We start from the raw sequence: 16,974 nt of genomic DNA, 5'->3' as shown, positions 1-16,974 counted from the left end.
GATGCTGCTTCTGGTCGGGGGCTTTCTTGTCCTGATGCTCATCGGCGTGCCGGTCGCCGTTTCGATGGCGGCCGCGTCGATCCTTTACCTCGTCATCTACGGCGTCGCGCCCGACATCATCGCGGCCCAGCGCATGATCGCCGGGGTCGAGAGCTTCCCGCTGCTCGCCGTGCCCTTCTTCATCCTGGCCGGCAACCTCATGAACATCGCCGGCGTCACCGGGCGCATCTATTCCTTCGCCCTTGCCCTGGTCGGCTGGATGAAAGGCGGCCTGGCGCAGGTCAACATCATCGGATCGGTGATCTTTTCCGGCATGTCGGGTACCGCGCTCGCCGACGCCGCCGGTATCGGCACCATCGAGATCAAGGCGATGAAGGACCACGGCTATCCGATCGACGCCGCGGTTGGCGTCACCGCCGCTTCCGCCACTCTCGGGCCGATCTTTCCGCCCTCGCTGCCCTTCGTCATCTACGGCATGATGGCCAATGTCTCGATCGGTGCGCTGTTCATGGCCGGCATCCTGCCCGGCGTGGTCATGACCATGCTGATGATGATTACGGTTGCCATCTTTGCCTACAATCGCGGCTGGGGCTCCGACACGCCTTTCGAGCTTCGGCGGCTCGCCGAAGCGGCGGGCGAGGTGCTGGTGGTGGCTGCCTTTCCGATTGGCTGTTACGTGCTTGTGCAGCTTGGCCTGTCGATCAACGTCGCGGTCGGGATCGCGCTGCTGCTGCTAATCGCCGCGGACTGGTATTTCGATTTCTCCGCGGTCATGGCGCTGATGACGCCGGTCATCCTGATCGGCGGCATGACGATGGGCTGGTTCACGCCGACCGAGGCGGCAATGGCGGCTGTGATCTGGTCGCTTTTCCTCGGGCTGGTGCGCTACCGCACGATGACGCTGCGTTTGCTTGCAAAGGCCAGCTTTGACACGATCGAGACGACCGCCTCCGTACTGTTCATCGTTACCGCCGCATCGATCTTCGCCTGGCTGCTTACCGTCAGCCAGGCGGCACAGTTGTTTTCGAACTTCATTTTCGCGCTCACCGAAAACAAGTGGGTCTTCCTGATCCTGGTCAACATCCTGATGCTGGTGGTCGGCTGCTTCCTCGATACGATCGCCGCGATCACGATTCTGGTGCCGATCCTGCTGCCGGTCGCCGCCGTCTACGGCATCAACCCGGTGCATTTCGGGCTGATTATGACGCTCAATCTGATGATCGGGCTTTTGCACCCGCCGCTCGGTATGGTGCTGTTCGTGCTGTCACGCGTCGCCAAGCTCTCGGTCGAGCGCACCACCATGGCGATCCTGCCGTGGCTGGTGCCGCTTATCGTGGCGCTGCTTCTGATCACCTTCATACCCGCCATCACGCTTTGGCTGCCGACCGAGATGGGCTTGATCCGGTGAGTGGCCAGGTGATTGCCGCGACGCTGTTCGGCCCGCAGGACCTGCGCGTCGTGGAGCATCCGCTCGAACCGCTGGCACCAGGCATGGTGCGTGTGCGCTTCGGGGCCGGGGGCATCTGCGGCTCCGACCTGCATTATTTCCGCCATGCCCGCACCGGCGACTTCGTTGTGACCTCGCCGCTTGTCCTCGGCCATGAAATCTCCGGCGAAATCGTCGAGATCAACGGCGCGGCACCCGGCCTGGGCGTCGGCGACCACATCGCGGTCAATCCGTCACGCTGGTGCGGGCATTGCGCGCGATGCCTGGAAGGCCGCGCCAATCTTTGCGAAAATATCTACTTCATGGGCTCGGCATCGAAGACGCCGCATATGCAGGGCGGCTTCGCCAGTCTGTTCGACGTCACGCCCGCGCAATGTTTCAAGGTTCCATCTGATGTGGCCTACCAGGCGGCCGCACTTGCCGAGCCGCTGGCGGTCAGCCTGCACGCCGTCGCGCGGGCCGGCGATATCAGGGGCCGCAACGTCGTCCTGTTCGGTGCCGGTCCCATTGGCCTCTTGACCATGCTCGCGGCCAGGCTTGCCGGCTGCGCTGAACTGACCGTCGTCGATATCGCCGCCGCGCCGCTCGCCTTCGCCCGCAGGTTGGGCGCCGACAGGACGATCGACCTTGCCAGCGGGGACGCCGAGATCCAGTCGCTCGCGGCCGGCGGTTCGCTCGATGTGGCGTTCGAGATTTCAGGCACTGCCGCAGGCCTTGCCGCGGCAATCGCCAGCGTCCGGCGCGGCGGCACGGTGGTCCAGGTCGGCAATCTTCCCGGTGGCCAGATCCCGCTGCCCGCCAATGCGGTGATGGCCAAGGAGATCGACCTCAAAGGCACCTTCCGTTTCGGCAGCGAGTTCGGTCGCGCAGTCGACCTCATTGTGTCGCGGGAGGTGGACGTCCTGAAGCTGGTGACGGCGGAGCGCACGCTTTCCTCCGCCCCCGATGCCTTCCGACTTGGCGCCGACCGCGCTCAGAGTGTCAAGGTCGTGCTGACCGCGGACTGATTGAGGATTCGCAACGTCCCTGTTTTTTACGAGCCCATTTGGCGCTTCACCGTGCAGGTACAAACAGAGGATGTGCGACGGACCGTGCCGGCTTCCCAGCATCAGGATAGAGCATACGCGTGTAACCATCATAAGCCGATGCCGCGCTTCTTTCCCAGGCTCCAATCCACGCCCCCCGTATCTGAGCACACGACCCCGGTAACTTGATTACCCAATCGCTTTTCGAGCGACGGCGACCAGGGCACCAGCTTGAATTCGAGTCCATTATCGATCATCGCGAGCCGGCCTGAAGCCAGCAAGAAACGCCGCCGGTAAATCCCAGCCACATGATTGCCGTTGGCACCTTTCGTGAATGACAGGCCCGTCTCGGCGGCGATGCGGGCACCAAGCGATTCCACCTCATGATCGTGTAGTGTATCGATCAGATTGCGGGCAAGAATGACGCGCTGTCCCTCGCGCCTGGCCAGATCGCGGCTGACAAGGTGATCTACCCGATCTTGCAGTGCCTGTCTTACGTCCTTGCCAAAGCCGCCGTCACCGACTTCGGCGGGCTCGCGTGCAACGAGTTGGCGATCGAGCCAAGTCGCGCCGGAAGCATGGACCTGCTGTTCGATTGAGAGGTCGGAGCGGACGGCGAGCGTGACCCGGCCACCGCCATTTGCACTCGCATCGCGACACAACTCCACGACCGAGCCCGGGTCGGAATCTCCTGCCGCATCAGGATCATGGAAGCGAATGTGGTGCGTGCGTCCATCGATGCCATCGACGATGGCATAGGCCGCGCCGCGCCGTTCGTCATCAAGGCCGCGTTCGAGCAGTCGGCCGATCACGGGCGCATCAATTTTTTCGGCGGCCAGCACGTAGTCGGCTGTCCCCTTTTCTAGCCCATGCACGGTGAGACTGCGGTGCATGCGCTTGATGATGTCGCCGCGTTCACCGAGGGCGCGCAAAGTGGCCTCGGCCTCTTCGACCACCATCCATTGGCCGGGACGGATCTCGTTCGCGAGACCCAGGCGTTCCAGTTGCCGCAGCCGGCCGACTTTGAGCCCCAGGAACTGGTCGGGATGGCGATCAGGGTGTGGCGCGAGATCAATGATACCATGACGGTCGGCGTCACGAACAAGCTGGCGATCGAGCTGCGTCCAGCGCTCAGTGTCGACTTGGTGCTCGATGGCCTGGCGGATGTCGAGGTCGGTGCGGAGCCCAAGCGTCTGGGTGAGAATGTCGCTCGCCCGATCGCGCATGCCCTGGCGGATGTAGTCGCGCGAGATGACAAGACTCTCGCCATCGTCGGCAACGCCGCGAACGAGGATGTGAACGTGCGGATGTTTGGTGTTCCAGTGATCGACGGCTACCCAGTCAAGCCTCGTGCCGAGGTCGCGCTCGATGTCGACCATCAGGTCACGAGTGAAGTTCTTGAGCTCGCCGAGCTCCATTGCGTCGTCCGGTGAAACGATGAAACGGAAGTGATGCCGATCGTCCTTGCAGCGATCGCAGAAGGCGTCATGATCTGCCTCTTTAGTGTCAGGGCCGAACATCCTCGCCTTCTCACCATCCCGTGTAACACCTTCGCGGCGAAGATATTTGAGATGGGTGGCGAGTGGCGCAGACCCTCTGAACTGCCGCACCACACGGGTCTTGACGACGGCGACACGTGAGCGGTCACAGATGAGGCGACTGGCGCGGATGCTCGCTGACCTGCCGCGGCCAAACGTTGAAGCTCGCGGGGAGGTGATCCGACCCTCGCGTGTAAGGTGACCGCCGGCGCGCTGTGTGGCCGCAAGAGCCTGGAAGATGAAGGGTCGTGCGCGCTGGCCGGCGCGGGAGCGGATACGACCGGGGCGGACGCGAAAGCTATCGTCACGCTTCATGCTAGGCGGCCACGAGGTGCGGTTTCCATTGAAAGACTGAAAAAATGGGAATAGCGCACATCGCTGATTGTGGCAGCACATCGCGAAATCCGCCGAAAATTGTAAGGAAAACAATCGGCCCAACCGAGCCGCACCTCGCGGCCCTTTATCCTGCCACTCTCTCTGTCCTCATCTGCGGACAACCCTTCCGCCGCAATTTCCGCGACGGAACAGGCCGGAATGGAATTGAGGAGGAACGTGGCGATCATCGCGATATGGCTAAAGAGGGTTGAGCGAATAGGCCGGAAACAGCGTGGTTCGATTGGAAATCGGTTTCACCCGGCCGTGGCTCGATCGCGGTCAGGTCCGCAACAGGATGGCCCATTGGCGACCGCATCGCGGACGAATGAATCGCCGCAAAGATCGTCTCGGCATAACCATTGCCATCCGATGCAGCGGCGTTCCGAATGTCATGGGGATGCGCAAAGATCGTTGCACGGAGTGAGCTGGCTCTGCCCCTTCTTTGCCGCGCGCGCCGCGGACTGAGAACTGCACCATCGAGCAGCGGCGCGAGTTTCCTGACGTAGTCGACCGTCTCGCGTGGCAGCGGCCGGCCGGTTGAGAGATGTTCCGTGTACCGACCAGGACCGGCATTGTAAGCGGCAAGAAAGCCGCTGCGCCCGAAGCTGTCGAGCATTTCGCGAAGATATGCTGCCCCTGCAAGAATGTTGTCACGCGGTTGATAGGGATCGTCACCCAAACGGTATTTGATGCGCAGTTCTTCCCACGTCGCCGGCATGATCTGCATCAAGCCCATTGCGCCCTTGCTTGAAAGCGCACGAACATCGCCGACGCTCTCAACATGCATGACGCCGCGCAGCAACCGCTCTGGAATCGCGAAGCGTTTTGACGCTTCCCGGATATGCCGCGACCACGGGCCAGCCGACAAGATCGTCGACTCGGAGTGCGCCGGCCGTTCACCAGCAGAGGAAGCCGCTGCACCAGTTTCGGGTGCCACGAAGCCGAGCATGACACATGCGGCAAACGTCGTCATGCCTCTGTGGGCTGCATCCCGCAGACCGCAGAACCGATGCGCCGCCGGCCTGCGACGGTGTTCGCTTCCGTTAAGGGCAGGGGCTCGCCGATCGAACCGGCTTTGCCAAAACTGTGATGAAATCTGTGTCCGGAGCCACAAGCAAGTATCCGGCCCCCTCTGGGCTGCCTCGCGGGCGATCGGGTCGAAGGGTTTGACCGGCACGCAATGGATCAAAAGGGTTGGCGAGAAAGATTCGTCGAAGGGCTCCAGAAGCATCTGTTCAGCCTCGCCCGTCGCGCTTCGAGGATCGGTTCCAGTGCAGGCTCCAGACGCTGTTCTCTGCATCGGACCGGAACAGCTTGGCGCGGATCGGCTGCGTAAAGGACGGGTCGTCAATTGAGACGGAGAGGTAATCCCCAGCCTTGTCTCCGGCGCGGTCCCAAGCCGCACCGACCGCCATCCCTTCGCAATAGATCAGATAGTCGGGCGCGTTTTCGGTTTTTGATTTCTCGGCAGGCAGAATGGCAATCTTCGCCTCGATTGTTAGCGTGGAGAGATTGCCGAAGAAGCCGTCATCATTGCGCGTGAAGGTTCCGATCTGGGTCATTGCAGTGCTCCTTTCATGAGTGTTAGTGCGCGTTCAGCCGAGCCGTCACGGCTCGCTAGAAAGGGGATCGTTGGTGACATCCAGCACCGGAGTGGTGGGCTCCGTGGTCCAGACGGGAACCGCGCGGCCAACGATTGATGAGAGCGGGAGCGGGCCGAAATAGCGGCTGTCAAAACTGTCGGCTGCACCCGGGTTCATAAGGAAGACGTCGGCCTCGGCAATGTCGCGGCAGCCCTGCCAGATGGGCAGGGGTCGGCCGCGACTGTCACGCTCGCGCGCATGTCCATACGTTTTGCCGTTGACGATGATCGTTGTGCCTTGGCGACAGACGGTTGCGCCCCCGAGTGCCAAAATACGCTTCAGGAGCGGCACATTGTTCGGCAGATACCCGCGTCTTGCCATGAAGGCCGCCAATGGCTCGGGCGGCATGATGACGGCGATATTGGCAATACCGATTTTGTCGGCCGGCTGGACGCGATAGAGCCCGACGGGGATGCTCGCCGATGCGTTCCAGATGGACAGCGGCGGATGGCTAATCCATGCCGGCGCCGCGGCGAGCACTACGCCGCCAACCATCGTGGCGATGATCTTTGTGCGCTTGCTCATGACTCGATCCCGGGGCGCAGCAGGCAAGTTTTACGACGCTGGGCCGTGTATGGACTCGGCTGCTCGCGTGCGGCTATCCGGCTGTGGACATGCCGCCGTTTACGCAGCGACATGAAGGTCAGGGCTTGCTGCTGTTTCGCCGCTACCAGGCGGCGCGGTTGCAATCTCCTGGCTTGCGCGTGGATGGTTTGCGACGCAGCCCAGACCAGGATGGCAGCGTTCCAAATCGTTGCCATGCCGTGCACACTTGCCGCCTCAACGCAGGTCGATTCTTCGCCCGCATGAGAGTGGATCGGTGTCAGGCGGCCGGATTTCACCATCAAGACGAGCTGCCAGGCCACAACGTCCCGCGTGCCGGGTGGAGGGAAGCCGGATGAGGGGACATGAGGCAGCGCAAATTGCTGCTGAACGGTCTCGCGATACTGCATTTCGGTGCGCCACAGATCAGGAGCTGCGGTCGCGCCTGCCGACATAGGCGGGCGCGCGGGCTGCATGGGGTTTTGCCGGCGGAACATAGGTCGCGTTGGCATCGCTGGTGGAGGTGCGTGCGCCCAGATCTATCCAAGCGTGCAGGTCGTTGATGTCGTAGAGAACGCGCCCGCCGACCTTTCGGTATTTTGGGCCGGTGCCGTAGGTCCGGTGCTTTTCGAGTGTGCGGGCGCAGAGCCCGACGATGGGTGCTGCCTCCTTCGTGCGCAAATACTTTTGGGGCGCGTCCGCGGGACCCTTCGACATCGCTCGATCTCCATTCGGTTCTGCTGTCGTCCTGGCCTGCCGGGACGCGCGAAGTGGACCATGGTCGAAATGAGGAAAGGCGAGGGAGGGCAAAGATTGGGGGGTGCGTTTTTGCTACCCCGAAGAAGGACTTCGGCGGCCGGACTTTTCGCTGCGGTTGTGGGGGTAGAAGAGAAGATCGCGATAGCCGCCGGCGACTAAAAAAGCTGCACGGCGTAAGATAGCTCGGACCTTGTGGCGGAGATGATGATCACGCCAATCTCGCGGCACAATCGGCTCTTGCGAGAACAGCACCTCCGCGAGCTGACGATAGGTTGCACCCGTGCGGTGACCATCATGTGCGCGTAAATTGAGGATATGCCTGGTCTTGGTCTGTTGCGGCAGTGCGCCGTAGGATGGACCGGCTGCCCGGCCGTTCAGTGCGCGCCAGAACCGGCGCGCTGCATCGAGCCGCGTCTCGAATGCAGCGTCGAGTGGCAGAAGGATAGCGTTGAATTCACCGGCGCGGTCGTCAGCGACGAGATGACTTTTCCCAATTAAGGTAGACCAAATAATGTGAAGGCCTTCGTTCTGCGGCCAAACGCTGGCTCCGCCAAGGCTGGAAGGTTGAACTGTCTGGTGGGATGCAGGTACCCGCATGACCCGGAGCACGCGCGGCGAGGCCTGTTCCGTCCAGATGATATTGTCAGCTTTCGGAAGTCCGGCAGCGGCAGTTTTGAAATCGCGCGCCCCAACGGGCGGCGAGATCGGGCTGACCGGCAGGTTCTCCAGAACCAGCGGATTGCGATGCAAGCTGGCTGCACTCTGCCACGAATTCGTCATTCCGGATCAGATACTCGGCAGCGAACTCCGTAGCCTGGTAGCTGCACATATGTTCATACGCCGCCGGATCGGTCCAATCGCCTTGCACTGTTCCTGTCCTCTCCGCGTACCCGGATGTGAGGCGTCGGCGTCAACATTCAGGGGGATAAGGAAGTTGGATAGTTGGAGAGTCGGCAAAACATTATGCCGATTCAGCAAAGTGGAGCGCCGGTCGCCTCAGTGCGGAGCGCCGCCGGCGAGAAGATATCGGTAGCCGCTGGTTGTCATCCATCGGGCGCGGGCAAGATGGGTCTCCCAGGACCGGAATGCTCGTTCCGGCTCCTGCTCCGGGTCTATATGCAAGACGATCCTGGCCACCTCTTGCCAATCGGCATCTTCCGCTGCCGCGTCAAGCAGGCGAATGTAGGTGAGCAGACGCTCCTCGTCATAGCCGGTCAGGACCGGGGCATCCGGCGCAATGTCGGCGACATCAGGATCGAGCAGCGGTTTAAGCATGTATTTGACCGTTCATATTTCGATCGCGATCTCGAAGGAGCCGTCCTTTAGATCGAGCACCAATCATAGCGAATAGGAACGATCATTCCTAGAACGATAGTTCCCTTTCTGATCCCTAATCCGTCATGAATCTCAAGGAGATCATGGCGGCCAACATGCGTCGTCTGCGCCATGACCAGAACGTGACGCAGGAGGAACTGGCCGCCCGCTCTGGACTGAGCATGCGTTACGTGGGATCGATCGAGCGCGCTCGGGTCTCGGCCAGCATCAGTGTTCTTGGGAGGATCGCCACTGCGCTGAATGTCGACCCATGCGAGTTGATCAGAAAATCGGCACCGTGAGTTGACGCGGGAAGCACCGCGAATTTTCGATGATCGGCGAGGCAACATGCAGGAATGAAGTCTCCAGTCGCGAACACGATCGGTAGTCGCCCCACAGTCCGACGGAGCTCGTTGCGCAGCGACTGCGCTCAACTTGTCGGGTGAAAGGAGATCGGCCCCGCCCTGTTCGTCCGGGCGGAGCCTTGGTCGGGGCCTTACTCGGCGTTGCGGCGCCCGTTGGGGCGGGACCAGATGAGGCTGAAGCCTTCGCCTTCCTCATCGTTGAAGAGGTTGGCGTAGATCGGAGCAGTGAAGCTCGGATCGTCCAGCTTCATGCCGAGATAGTCGCGGCCGTCGTTGGAGCGCTTGGACCATGCGGCGCCGATCTCGACCTGCCCGACGAAGACACGGTGGCTGGGGGCGCTGTCGCCAGAGCGGTTGGTCTCGGGCACGACCCGGACGTTCTTGGTCTGGAGCGAGAGGGTCACGATTTCGCCGGTGAACTCATTGTTGCCGGCCCTCTTGAAGGTTCCGATTATCGCCATGAGTTTTCTCCTTGAACTCTGTTTCGAGCCCGCACCGTTGCGGCCTCGATGGCGATCGGCGGGCCGGAGGCGATCGACGCCGCATCGCTTGCGACCGCAGCGCCAGCGGAGGATGGCAGCCAGGCGACTTTGTTGTTTGGCGAGGAATGACGGCGCAGCCGGCAGGGGAAGAAAGTCGATCGGCGCCATTGCGGCTTAGGCGATCGAGGCGCAGCCGACCTTCGGCCAGATCAGCCCATTAAAGAGGCCGTTTGGAGCGGCCCACCAGATAGAGACATCAACGGAGAACCTGGCGATACCGTCGCTGGCGAAATCCCGGCTACGACGATCAGCGGCGTCGATGCTCCTCTGTACAGGCATTGCGAGTCGCAAGCTGTTGTCAGCACCGCGCTTAAGACACGGTTCAAGTCACGGCTGACGTGCATCACCGGATATCTGCTATCTCTGGAACGAGACGGCACGCCGTGGTGGATTCGAACTGTGCGTCGCGCGATGCCGTGTCAGCGACAACGCTAACAATGCGACGGCCGCTCAAGAACAAGCATCCTGCCCACGCCGGTTGTTCGGTGAGTTCGCCCAGATCCGGCCCCTGTTCGGTTGAAGAGGCGTCGTTATTCGCAGCTGTGATGCCAGCTGCGACGCAGCTGAAACGTTGACGGCAAGCGTGACGGCGTCGCGCGCCTTTGCCAGGGCGCGGACTTGAGTATCGCATAAGACGGGCGGCGCCGAGCTGCCCGACCGCGGCCGTATCGTACAATCGAAAAAAGGGTAGGGGCGGGCAGCGCTTACGCGCCGCCTCCCTTGGGGCGGAAGTCGAGGACTGGGATGCCGAGCTTTTTTGCCTTGTCAGCAAGATTGTCCTGAATTCCGGTCCCGGGAAAGACGATGACGCCTATCGGCAGCAACTCCAGCATTGCGTCATTGCGCTTGAACGGGGCGGCTTTGGCATGCTTTGTCCAATCAGGGGCAAAGCCGATTTGGGGTACCTTGCGATGGTCTGCCCAGCAGGAGGCGATCTTTTCGCCACCCTTCGGCGATTTCCCGTGCATCAAGACCATGTCGGGATGCCGGGCGTGGACCTGGTCGAGCTTGGCCCAGATCAGCTGGTGGTCATTGAAGTCGAACCCAGCGGTGAAGGCGATTTTCGGGCCAGGTGGCAGAAGGACTTCCTGCGAGGCGCGTTTCTTGGCGCTGAGAAAGTCGCGGCTGTCGATCAGCGCAGAGGTCAGGTTGCGGTGGTTGACCATCGATCCGCTGCGCGGTCGCCAACTGGATCCGGTGTGGCGCTCGTAGTGCTCCGCGGCCTGATCACGCATCAGTTCGAAGGCGCTTTGGCGTTCGATCAGCGTCTGCCCTTCGGCCGTCAGGCGTTCCAGCTCGACGGATTTCACTTCGCTGCCGTCCTGCTCACACTGGCTGCGGCGTTGCGCCTGCTCGTTGTGGTCGAGCTCGCGCTCGATCCGATCTGCGGCGCGGTGAAAGATGTTGACGGTCGACCATAGAAGATCGTCGAGATCGGGCTCGAGGCGAGTGTCTTGCAGTGCCACGATGAGGGCGTCGAAGATGTCGGCGATCGCGCCGGCGACGCAGTGGCCCTCTGGAAGCGGTCGAGGATCAGGCTCATCTGCGAAGGGCCGGTAGCCATAGAGCTGGAGTTCGGTGAGGACTTGGTCGATGGGTGAAGACGAGTGCTGTGGTTCGTAGTCGTTATGCTCGCTCATTGGATGCTCCGCCGGTTGGACCGCGACCCTCGCGGCCTTCATGGCGACGGAAGCCGGCGGACGGGACGGACCTGCACCCGCAGCGAAGCGAAGGGCCGGAGTGTCAGCGGAGGAGGGGGAGGGCCGGCTATTTTGCTTCGCGATGGAAAGCGCTCCCTTGGGAGCGCGCCGGAAAATAGTCGGCCGAAGACATTGCGGGTCTGGCTCGTTTGCTGGCCGATCGCCCTCTCGAAGGCCCGCAGGCGCGGTTCTCTCCGACTTCGGGGGCATCCGAGCGATGCAAGCGACAGCGGACAGGTTGTTCGTTCCAAATTATCCCGCCACTGCCATGAAACGGGCGATGTCCTGCGGCGCGAGCTGGACACGCGCGCGTGCTCGAAGATGATCCACGCCAAGCGTACAGAGATCTTCGTTGAAGTCTCCAAGTGTCGGCGAGAGCACAATCGCCTCAATCCCGGCAGCATTCGCTCTTTTGATCAAGGTGTCACGTGCGCCGTCGCCGGCGGGATCGGCATCGCGCACGATGTAGAGCCGTCTCAGCGTGAGGGGGAACAGCATGGCAGCGAGATGGGCTGCCGAGAGTGCCGCTGCCATAGCCATATCGGGCAGGATGCACCGAAGCGACAAGACGGTCTCGATGCCTTCGCCGCCCGCCATGACGTCGCCCGGCAGGCCAAAGCGAACCGCGTGACCGAGAAGATCGCCCATCGCGCGCTTCGGCGTACCGACCGGTGCCTTGCCCCTGCCGGAAGGATCAAGCCAGGTGCGATGTGCGCCAGTCAAATGGCCGTCGAGATCGGTGACGGAAGCGATCATCGCCGGCCAGGTCTCGGTCGGCACGTGTTCGTCGGGCCGGTAGTAGCAGTGCGGGTGAAAACGCAGGCTTTCGGTCCCGTGCAAAGCGGTAATACTGCGGTTGCGCAGATACGCCTCTACGACTGTACCCGCAATCGGCTGCGACATCGCAAACAGCCGACGCGCTGCTTCAGATGATCCGGATGGCGTGTCTACCGATTTCGGTCGGGGAGAAGTCTGCTCTGGTTCGGGATGCGGCAAGCCGAGAAACGTCATTGCTTCATTCGCGACGTCCTTGAAGTTGCTGAAGCCGCGGCTTTCGCGGATGACGTCTAGAAGGTCGCCATGCTCGCCAGTCGCCGCATCGGCCCACTTGCCGGCGGCTCCTTTTCCGTTCGCTGACCCGACGAGACGCACGAACATTGAGCGGCCCGGCGTGTTTTGCACATCGCCGACAAGCCAGTAGCGGCCCTCACGATGCCCGTTCGAAAGATAATAGCGACAAACCGCCTCAGCCTGCTGGCCGAGGCGGTGCGCCAGTTCTGACGCACCGTGGCGGGCCATCACGCGTCCTCCCGCGTGTCGATGCGCTGGACTGGATAACCCTTCAGCAACTTGCCCAGAATTGCGGGTCCAGATGAGTCGGCGGGCACGAACATGCGCAGCTTCCAGGAGATGATCTCTCGGAAGAGGCCGTATGCCGAAAGACGGTCACGCATTGTGTCGTTGAAGCCCGTCAGCTCGATTCGGCTGACGCCCATGATGCGGCTGCGCCGAAGCTGCAGACCATCGGCGAGGTCGAGGATCGTTCGACCGCCCAGTAGCGCAACGAAAGCATCACTGGCTGTGATCGAAGGCGAGCTTGTTGCAAGTGCGCCCGCGATCCATGCTGGCGGGACCTGACGACCGATGATGCGCTCGCCATCGTCAGTCTGGAGCCGGTACACACGTGAGAATTCCCTGGGCAGACGCTTCCAGATCGGCAGCAGCATGCCGACAACGACATGGATAGTGCTGTCCGTGAATTCCGGCACGTCAGCCGTCTCGACACTCCAGGCGTCAGCGAATGCAGCCTGCTCAGCCTCAACCCAGTGGCTCTCCGCCATCATCTTCAATGAGGCCTGATAGTGCTCCATCGGCCGGATCAGCCGGACGCGCCATTCGATCTCGCCGTTGTCCAGCATCAGCGCGGGCGCTGGCACCTGTACGGCGGCGCGGCCGGATCGGTTGTTGACCAGGAGCTTCGCGCGGCGATCGTGAAGCTGGGCAAGGGCATCGGCAAGTGAAACGGGTCGATTGCGCTTGCGCTGGGCGATGGTCAGCAGTCGCGTTTCCGCACCGGTGGCGGCATGGACATGGATGACGCGTCGCTCGGTGACGACGAAGCTCTCCGCACGCAGTGTTTCCAAGCCGATGTCGTAGGCGCCGGAGGCGATGGCGCCCTCGATTTTCGCATTTAGCAATTGCTCGAAGGCCGTAAACAGGACGGTTTGAAGCGCGATGGTGAGCGCCAGCAGCCGATTGAGGAAGGTCGTGATCGGCGGCAGCTCGTCCTTGATGCCGGTGGAATCCGTCAGCGTGAGGCCGGTCGCCTCCTCGAACATCTGGAGTGAGCAGCCGTCCACCTTGCCGCGAACCAGCAGCAGGTAGAGCTGCCGCAGCGCGTCGCGGGCATAGTGCGACTCCAGATTGTCCTCAGGGCGAAATAGGCCCTGTCCGCCGGTCTGGCGCTGGCCGCGCGTAATGGCGCCCAATGTGTCGAGGCGCCGGGCTATCGTCGAGAGAAAGCGCTTCTCAGCCTTCACATCGGTTGCAACCGGCCGGAACAGCGGCGGCTGCGCCTGGTTCGTGCGGTTGGTGCGTCCCAAGCCCTGGATGGCGGCATCGGCCCTCCAGCCCGGCTCGAGCAGATAGTGAACTCGAAGGCGGCGGTTCTTCGCAGTGAGATCAGCGTGATAGCTGCGGCCAGTGCCACCGGCGTCGGAAAACACCAATATGCGCTTGCAGTCATCCGTGAATGCCTGTGCCTCGGCGAGATTGGCCGATCCGGCGCGGTTTTCGACGATAAGGCGATCGATGCCTCGAGTGCTGGTCTTGCGCACGATGCGGCGCGACCGGCCTGTCACTTCCGCTACGAGGTCGGTACCGAAGCGCTGTACGATCTGATCGAGAGCCCCCGGGACGGGGGCCAGTGAAGCGAGTTGCTCGATGAGGCGATCGCGGCGGGCGACCGCTTCGCGGCTCTCCACGGGCTGGCCGTCGCGATAGACCGGACGTGACGACAAATTGCCTTCGCTGTCGGTGAACGGCTCATAGAGTTGCACCGGGAACGAATGCTGCAGATACGAGAGGACATATTCGCGCGGCGTGATGTCGACGCGAACGTCGTTCCATTCCTCGGTTGGAATTTCAGCGAGGCGCCGTTCCATCAGTGCCTCGCCGGTCGAGACGATCTGGATGACGGCGGCATGGCCTTGATGGAGATCGCGCTCGATCGAGCGTATCAGGGTCGGCGTCTTCATGCCGGTGAGCAAATGGCCGAAGAAGCGCTGTTTCGTGCTCTCGAAAGCCGAACGTGCAGCCGACTTTGCCTGACGGTTCAGTGTGCCGGTCTCGCCTGTGATGTTGGCGGCCCGCATCGCGGCGTCGAGATTATTATGAATGACACTAAACGCTCCGGCATAGGCGTCGTAAATGCGGGTCTGCTCGGGGGTAAGCTGGTGCTCGACCAGCTCGTATTCGACACCGTCGTAAGAGAGCGATCGGGCCGTATAGAGACCGAGTGCGCGAAGGTCTCGGGCCAGCACTTCCATGGCGGCAACGCCGCCAGCCTCGATAGTCTCGACAAATTCGGCCCTGGTCGCGAAGGGCAAATCGTCGCCACCCCACAGGCCCAAACGCTGCGCGTAGGCGAGGTTGTGGACGGTGGTTGCGCCCGTCGCCGAGACATAGACGACGCGGGCGTTCGGCAGGGCGTTTTGGAGGCGGAGCCCGGCGCGTCCCTGCTGTGAGGCGGCGACGTCGCCGCGTTCTCCCTTGCCGCCTGCGGCGTTCTGCATGGCGTGGCTCTCGTCGAAAATGATCACTCCGTCGAAGTCGGTGCCCAACCATTCGACGATCTGCCGCGCGCGCGAGACCTTCTCACCGCGTTCGTCGGAGCGCAGCGTGGCGTAGGTCGTGAATAGGACCCCTTGATCGAGGCGGATGGCCTTGCCCTGGGGGAACCGCGACAGCGGCGTGACCAGCAGGCGCTCCATGCCGAGAGCAGACCAGTCGCGCTGGGCGTCTTCGATCAGCTTGTCGGATTTGGAGATCCACACCGCCTTGCGGCGGCCCTGCATCCAACTATCCAGGATGATGCCTGCCGACTGGCGGCCCTTGCCGGCGCCCGTCCCGTCGCCGAGCATGAAGCCCCGGCGGAATCGCACGGAGTGCGCGGCATCGTCGCGCGCGGCAGAGACAAGGTCGAAGGTGTCGTCCACCGTCCAGGAACCGGCGAGGAACTCCGAATGGGCCTCGCCGGCATAGATGACTGTTTCTAGCTGCGCGTCGGACAAGAGGCCGTCGCTGACAACCTTGGCAGGAAGAATCGGCCGGTAGCTCGGCTTCGGCGGGGCAACGGATGCCATCGCCGCCGATTGGACCAGCTTGGTCGGATGCGGATGGGCGCCCGGAATGCGGATCGCCTGCAACCCGTATTCCTCATAGATGCCATCGGTGATGCGCCTACTTTCGGCAGGCGTCCAGTCCAATGTCTCGTAAGCAAGCGCGGTGCCTTCCGGCTCGGCAAGGCTGCGCACCGGAGAGGAAGCGGCGGATCTGGCGAGATCACCGCGCACCGTGCGCGCTGTGGGCCCCAGTGCCTTGACGGCGGGCGCAAAAGCCGAAGCGCTGACCGGCAGCCGTGCGGGAACGTGCTCGCCAATCCTGGCGATCAGTGTGGCGACATCGGGCGCCGTGCCGGCTGATGCTGGAAAGATGCCTGGATTGTCGGCCGGCAGTTTGTCGATGACGGTCAGCCGGGTCTCGACGGTGGTGCCATGCCTGGCGTAGACGGCGCCGTCGATCGCGGCGGTGAACACGACGCGAGCGCGCTCCTGGAGCCTGACGAAGGACTCGCGCCTGATAGGCAGCTCTGGGGAAAAATTTGCGCCAGTGATTGCGACAAGCCGCCCGCCCTCGGCGAGCCGGGCCAGCGCAGAGACGACGTGACGATAGGCAGCGTCGGACACGCGGCCGCTGACGTTAGCAAGCACCGAGAACGGCGGGTTCATCAGCACGACGCTTGGTGCAATGCCGGGATCGAGATAATCATCGATCTGCGCTGCGTTGAAGCGAGTGACGGGGATGGCCGGAAAGAGCAATGAGAGAAGTCCGGCGCGGGCCTCGGCCAGTTCGTTGAGCAGCAGTGTGCCGCCGCTGATCTCGGCCAGAATAGCAAGTAACCCGGTGCCGGCGGAGGGCTCCAGCACGCGATCGGCAGGGGTGATTGCCGCAGCAGTCACGGCCGCCAGACCGAGCGGAATGGGGGTGCTGAACTGCTGAAGCGCTTCGGTCTCTTCGGAGCGGCGCGTGTGAGTTGGGAACAGGCCGGCGATCTTGCCCAGCATCGGCAGTGCGGCGGCCGGAGTACCGGCTTTGCGGAGAAGCGACTTTCCGTATTTGCGCAGGAACAGCACCGTCGCGACTTCGCAAGCGTCATAGGCTGATTTCCAGTCCCATGCGCCGGACGCATCGGAGGCACTGAAGGCAGCTTCCATGGCGGAGCGAAGGCTCGAGGCGTCGACGCGCTGACCGCGTTCGAGATGGGGCAGAAGAAACTGCGCTGCGCTGTGGATGGCGGCAGCTGGTTCGACAGCCAGGGAGGATGAGACAAGGGGAAGCGGCACTGCCGGAGCGGCAGTCTTCGAAGAAACATCAAACATGGAGAAAACCTCGAGGAGAGCGGAACGGGAATGAACCGGGCGGCCCTCTCTCTCGACCAATCC

The 16,974-nt window shown here is 62.5% G+C and carries 16 protein-coding genes; 3 read left to right on the top strand and 13 right to left on the bottom strand.

Annotation, left to right across the window (positions count from 1 at the left end):
• Position 1 precedes the first annotated feature (1 nt).
• Both NKJ17_RS13575 and NKJ17_RS13570 read left to right on the top strand, forming a co-directional pair.
• Positions 2-1,408 carry a TRAP transporter large permease gene (locus NKJ17_RS13575; RefSeq protein WP_254818544.1) on the top strand — a complete coding sequence of 469 codons (1,407 nt, stop codon included), beginning with the start codon at positions 2-4 and terminating at the stop codon, positions 1,406-1,408.
• Positions 1,405-2,454, top strand: a complete 1,050-nt coding sequence (locus tag NKJ17_RS13570; RefSeq protein ID WP_352688797.1) for an L-idonate 5-dehydrogenase — start codon at positions 1,405-1,407, stop codon at positions 2,452-2,454. Before NKJ17_RS13575 ends, NKJ17_RS13570 begins: the two co-directional genes overlap by 4 nt.
• Positions 2,455-2,582: 128 nt before the next feature.
• On the opposite strand, the gene NKJ17_RS13565 is transcribed toward NKJ17_RS13570, so the two are convergent.
• From NKJ17_RS13565 to NKJ17_RS13525, 9 genes are all read right to left on the bottom strand, one after another.
• Entirely contained in the window at positions 2,583-4,325 is a 1,743-nt protein-coding gene (locus NKJ17_RS13565; protein ID WP_352508695.1) for a relaxase/mobilization nuclease domain-containing protein, read from the bottom strand.
• Positions 4,326-4,569: 244 nt separating this feature from the next.
• Positions 4,570-5,358 carry a lytic transglycosylase domain-containing protein gene (locus tag NKJ17_RS13560; protein WP_352688794.1) on the bottom strand — a complete coding sequence of 263 codons (789 nt, stop codon included), beginning with the start codon at positions 5,356-5,358 and terminating at the stop codon, positions 4,570-4,572.
• 262 nt (positions 5,359-5,620) lie between these two features.
• Entirely contained in the window at positions 5,621-5,947 is a 327-nt protein-coding gene (locus NKJ17_RS13555) for a DUF736 domain-containing protein (protein ID WP_352476759.1), read from the bottom strand.
• A gap of 45 nt (positions 5,948-5,992) precedes the next feature.
• A complete protein-coding gene (locus tag NKJ17_RS13550) occupies positions 5,993-6,553 on the bottom strand; it encodes a S26 family signal peptidase (RefSeq protein ID WP_352688791.1) in 561 nt (186 codons plus the stop codon).
• On the bottom strand, positions 6,550-6,981 hold the full coding sequence (locus NKJ17_RS13545) for a replication initiator protein A (protein ID WP_352508698.1): 432 nt from the start codon (positions 6,979-6,981) through the stop codon (positions 6,550-6,552). Before NKJ17_RS13545 ends, NKJ17_RS13550 begins: the two co-directional genes overlap by 4 nt.
• 16 nt (positions 6,982-6,997) lie before the next feature.
• The gene (locus tag NKJ17_RS13540) at positions 6,998-7,288 is read right to left on the bottom strand and encodes a helix-turn-helix transcriptional regulator (RefSeq protein ID WP_023717048.1); all 291 of its coding nucleotides are present in this window, start codon (positions 7,286-7,288) and stop codon (positions 6,998-7,000) included.
• A 114-nt stretch (positions 7,289-7,402) separates the two neighbouring features.
• Entirely contained in the window at positions 7,403-7,927 is a 525-nt protein-coding gene (locus tag NKJ17_RS13535) for a DUF2285 domain-containing protein (RefSeq protein WP_352508699.1), read from the bottom strand.
• A gap of 46 nt (positions 7,928-7,973) precedes the next feature.
• A complete protein-coding gene (locus NKJ17_RS13530; protein WP_352483886.1) occupies positions 7,974-8,159 on the bottom strand; it encodes a transcriptional regulator domain-containing protein in 186 nt (61 codons plus the stop codon).
• Positions 8,160-8,326: 167 nt separating this feature from the next.
• On the bottom strand, positions 8,327-8,605 hold the full coding sequence (locus NKJ17_RS13525) for a DNA -binding domain-containing protein (RefSeq protein WP_023717050.1): 279 nt from the start codon (positions 8,603-8,605) through the stop codon (positions 8,327-8,329).
• 125 nt (positions 8,606-8,730) lie between these two features.
• Here NKJ17_RS13525 and NKJ17_RS13520 point away from each other — a divergent pair, with 125 nt between their 5' ends.
• On the top strand, positions 8,731-8,946 hold the full coding sequence (locus tag NKJ17_RS13520; protein WP_023674290.1) for a helix-turn-helix domain-containing protein: 216 nt from the start codon (positions 8,731-8,733) through the stop codon (positions 8,944-8,946).
• Between the two features lie 194 nt (positions 8,947-9,140).
• Here the strand turns inward: NKJ17_RS13520 and NKJ17_RS13515 are convergent, their stop codons facing one another.
• The 4 genes from NKJ17_RS13515 to NKJ17_RS13500 all read right to left on the bottom strand — a co-directional run bounded on the left by NKJ17_RS13515 (position 9,141) and on the right by NKJ17_RS13500 (position 16,911).
• A complete protein-coding gene (locus tag NKJ17_RS13515) occupies positions 9,141-9,470 on the bottom strand; it encodes a DUF736 domain-containing protein (protein ID WP_023717052.1) in 330 nt (109 codons plus the stop codon).
• 785 nt (positions 9,471-10,255) lie between these two features.
• Positions 10,256-11,191, bottom strand: a complete 936-nt coding sequence (locus tag NKJ17_RS13510; protein WP_352688787.1) for a DUF2493 domain-containing protein — start codon at positions 11,189-11,191, stop codon at positions 10,256-10,258.
• A gap of 312 nt (positions 11,192-11,503) precedes the next feature.
• Positions 11,504-12,550 carry a DUF7146 domain-containing protein gene (locus NKJ17_RS13505; RefSeq protein ID WP_352688784.1) on the bottom strand — a complete coding sequence of 349 codons (1,047 nt, stop codon included), beginning with the start codon at positions 12,548-12,550 and terminating at the stop codon, positions 11,504-11,506.
• Positions 12,550-16,911, bottom strand: a complete 4,362-nt coding sequence (locus NKJ17_RS13500; protein WP_352688781.1) for a strawberry notch-like NTP hydrolase domain-containing protein — start codon at positions 16,909-16,911, stop codon at positions 12,550-12,552. Before NKJ17_RS13500 ends, NKJ17_RS13505 begins: the two co-directional genes overlap by 1 nt.
• Positions 16,912-16,974: the final 63 nt, after the last annotated feature.

It is taken from the genome of Mesorhizobium sp. M0208 (assembly GCF_040322015.1).
Classification (GTDB): domain Bacteria; phylum Pseudomonadota; class Alphaproteobacteria; order Rhizobiales; family Rhizobiaceae; genus Mesorhizobium.
Note: the sequence above shows the minus strand (reverse complement) of the source record. Positions and strands in the feature narration are given on the sequence as shown.

What these genes read in the sequence shown, in the direction of transcription:
- NKJ17_RS13560 (WP_352688794.1), bottom strand. Translation starts at nt 5,358, where the DNA reads ATGACGACGTTTGCCGCATGTGTCATGCTCGGCTTCGTGGCACCCGAA.
- NKJ17_RS13535 (WP_352508699.1), bottom strand. Translation starts at nt 7,927, where the DNA reads ATGCGGGTACCTGCATCCCACCAGACAGTTCAACCTTCCAGCCTTGGC.
- NKJ17_RS13515 (WP_023717052.1), bottom strand. Translation starts at nt 9,470, where the DNA reads ATGGCGATAATCGGAACCTTCAAGAGGGCCGGCAACAATGAGTTCACC.
- NKJ17_RS13520 (WP_023674290.1), top strand. Translation starts at nt 8,731, where the DNA reads ATGAATCTCAAGGAGATCATGGCGGCCAACATGCGTCGTCTGCGCCAT.
- NKJ17_RS13545 (WP_352508698.1), bottom strand. Translation starts at nt 6,981, where the DNA reads ATGCAGTATCGCGAGACCGTTCAGCAGCAATTTGCGCTGCCTCATGTC.
- NKJ17_RS13530 (WP_352483886.1), bottom strand. Translation starts at nt 8,159, where the DNA reads ATGTGCAGCTACCAGGCTACGGAGTTCGCTGCCGAGTATCTGATCCGG.
- NKJ17_RS13500 (WP_352688781.1), bottom strand. Translation starts at nt 16,911, where the DNA reads ATGTTTGATGTTTCTTCGAAGACTGCCGCTCCGGCAGTGCCGCTTCCC.
- NKJ17_RS13575 (WP_254818544.1), top strand. Translation starts at nt 2, where the DNA reads ATGCTGCTTCTGGTCGGGGGCTTTCTTGTCCTGATGCTCATCGGCGTG.
- NKJ17_RS13550 (WP_352688791.1), bottom strand. Translation starts at nt 6,553, where the DNA reads ATGAGCAAGCGCACAAAGATCATCGCCACGATGGTTGGCGGCGTAGTG.
- NKJ17_RS13565 (WP_352508695.1), bottom strand. Translation starts at nt 4,325, where the DNA reads ATGAAGCGTGACGATAGCTTTCGCGTCCGCCCCGGTCGTATCCGCTCC.
- NKJ17_RS13540 (WP_023717048.1), bottom strand. Translation starts at nt 7,288, where the DNA reads ATGTCGAAGGGTCCCGCGGACGCGCCCCAAAAGTATTTGCGCACGAAG.
- NKJ17_RS13510 (WP_352688787.1), bottom strand. Translation starts at nt 11,191, where the DNA reads ATGAGCGAGCATAACGACTACGAACCACAGCACTCGTCTTCACCCATC.
- NKJ17_RS13505 (WP_352688784.1), bottom strand. Translation starts at nt 12,550, where the DNA reads ATGGCCCGCCACGGTGCGTCAGAACTGGCGCACCGCCTCGGCCAGCAG.
- NKJ17_RS13525 (WP_023717050.1), bottom strand. Translation starts at nt 8,605, where the DNA reads ATGCTTAAACCGCTGCTCGATCCTGATGTCGCCGACATTGCGCCGGAT.
- NKJ17_RS13555 (WP_352476759.1), bottom strand. Translation starts at nt 5,947, where the DNA reads ATGACCCAGATCGGAACCTTCACGCGCAATGATGACGGCTTCTTCGGC.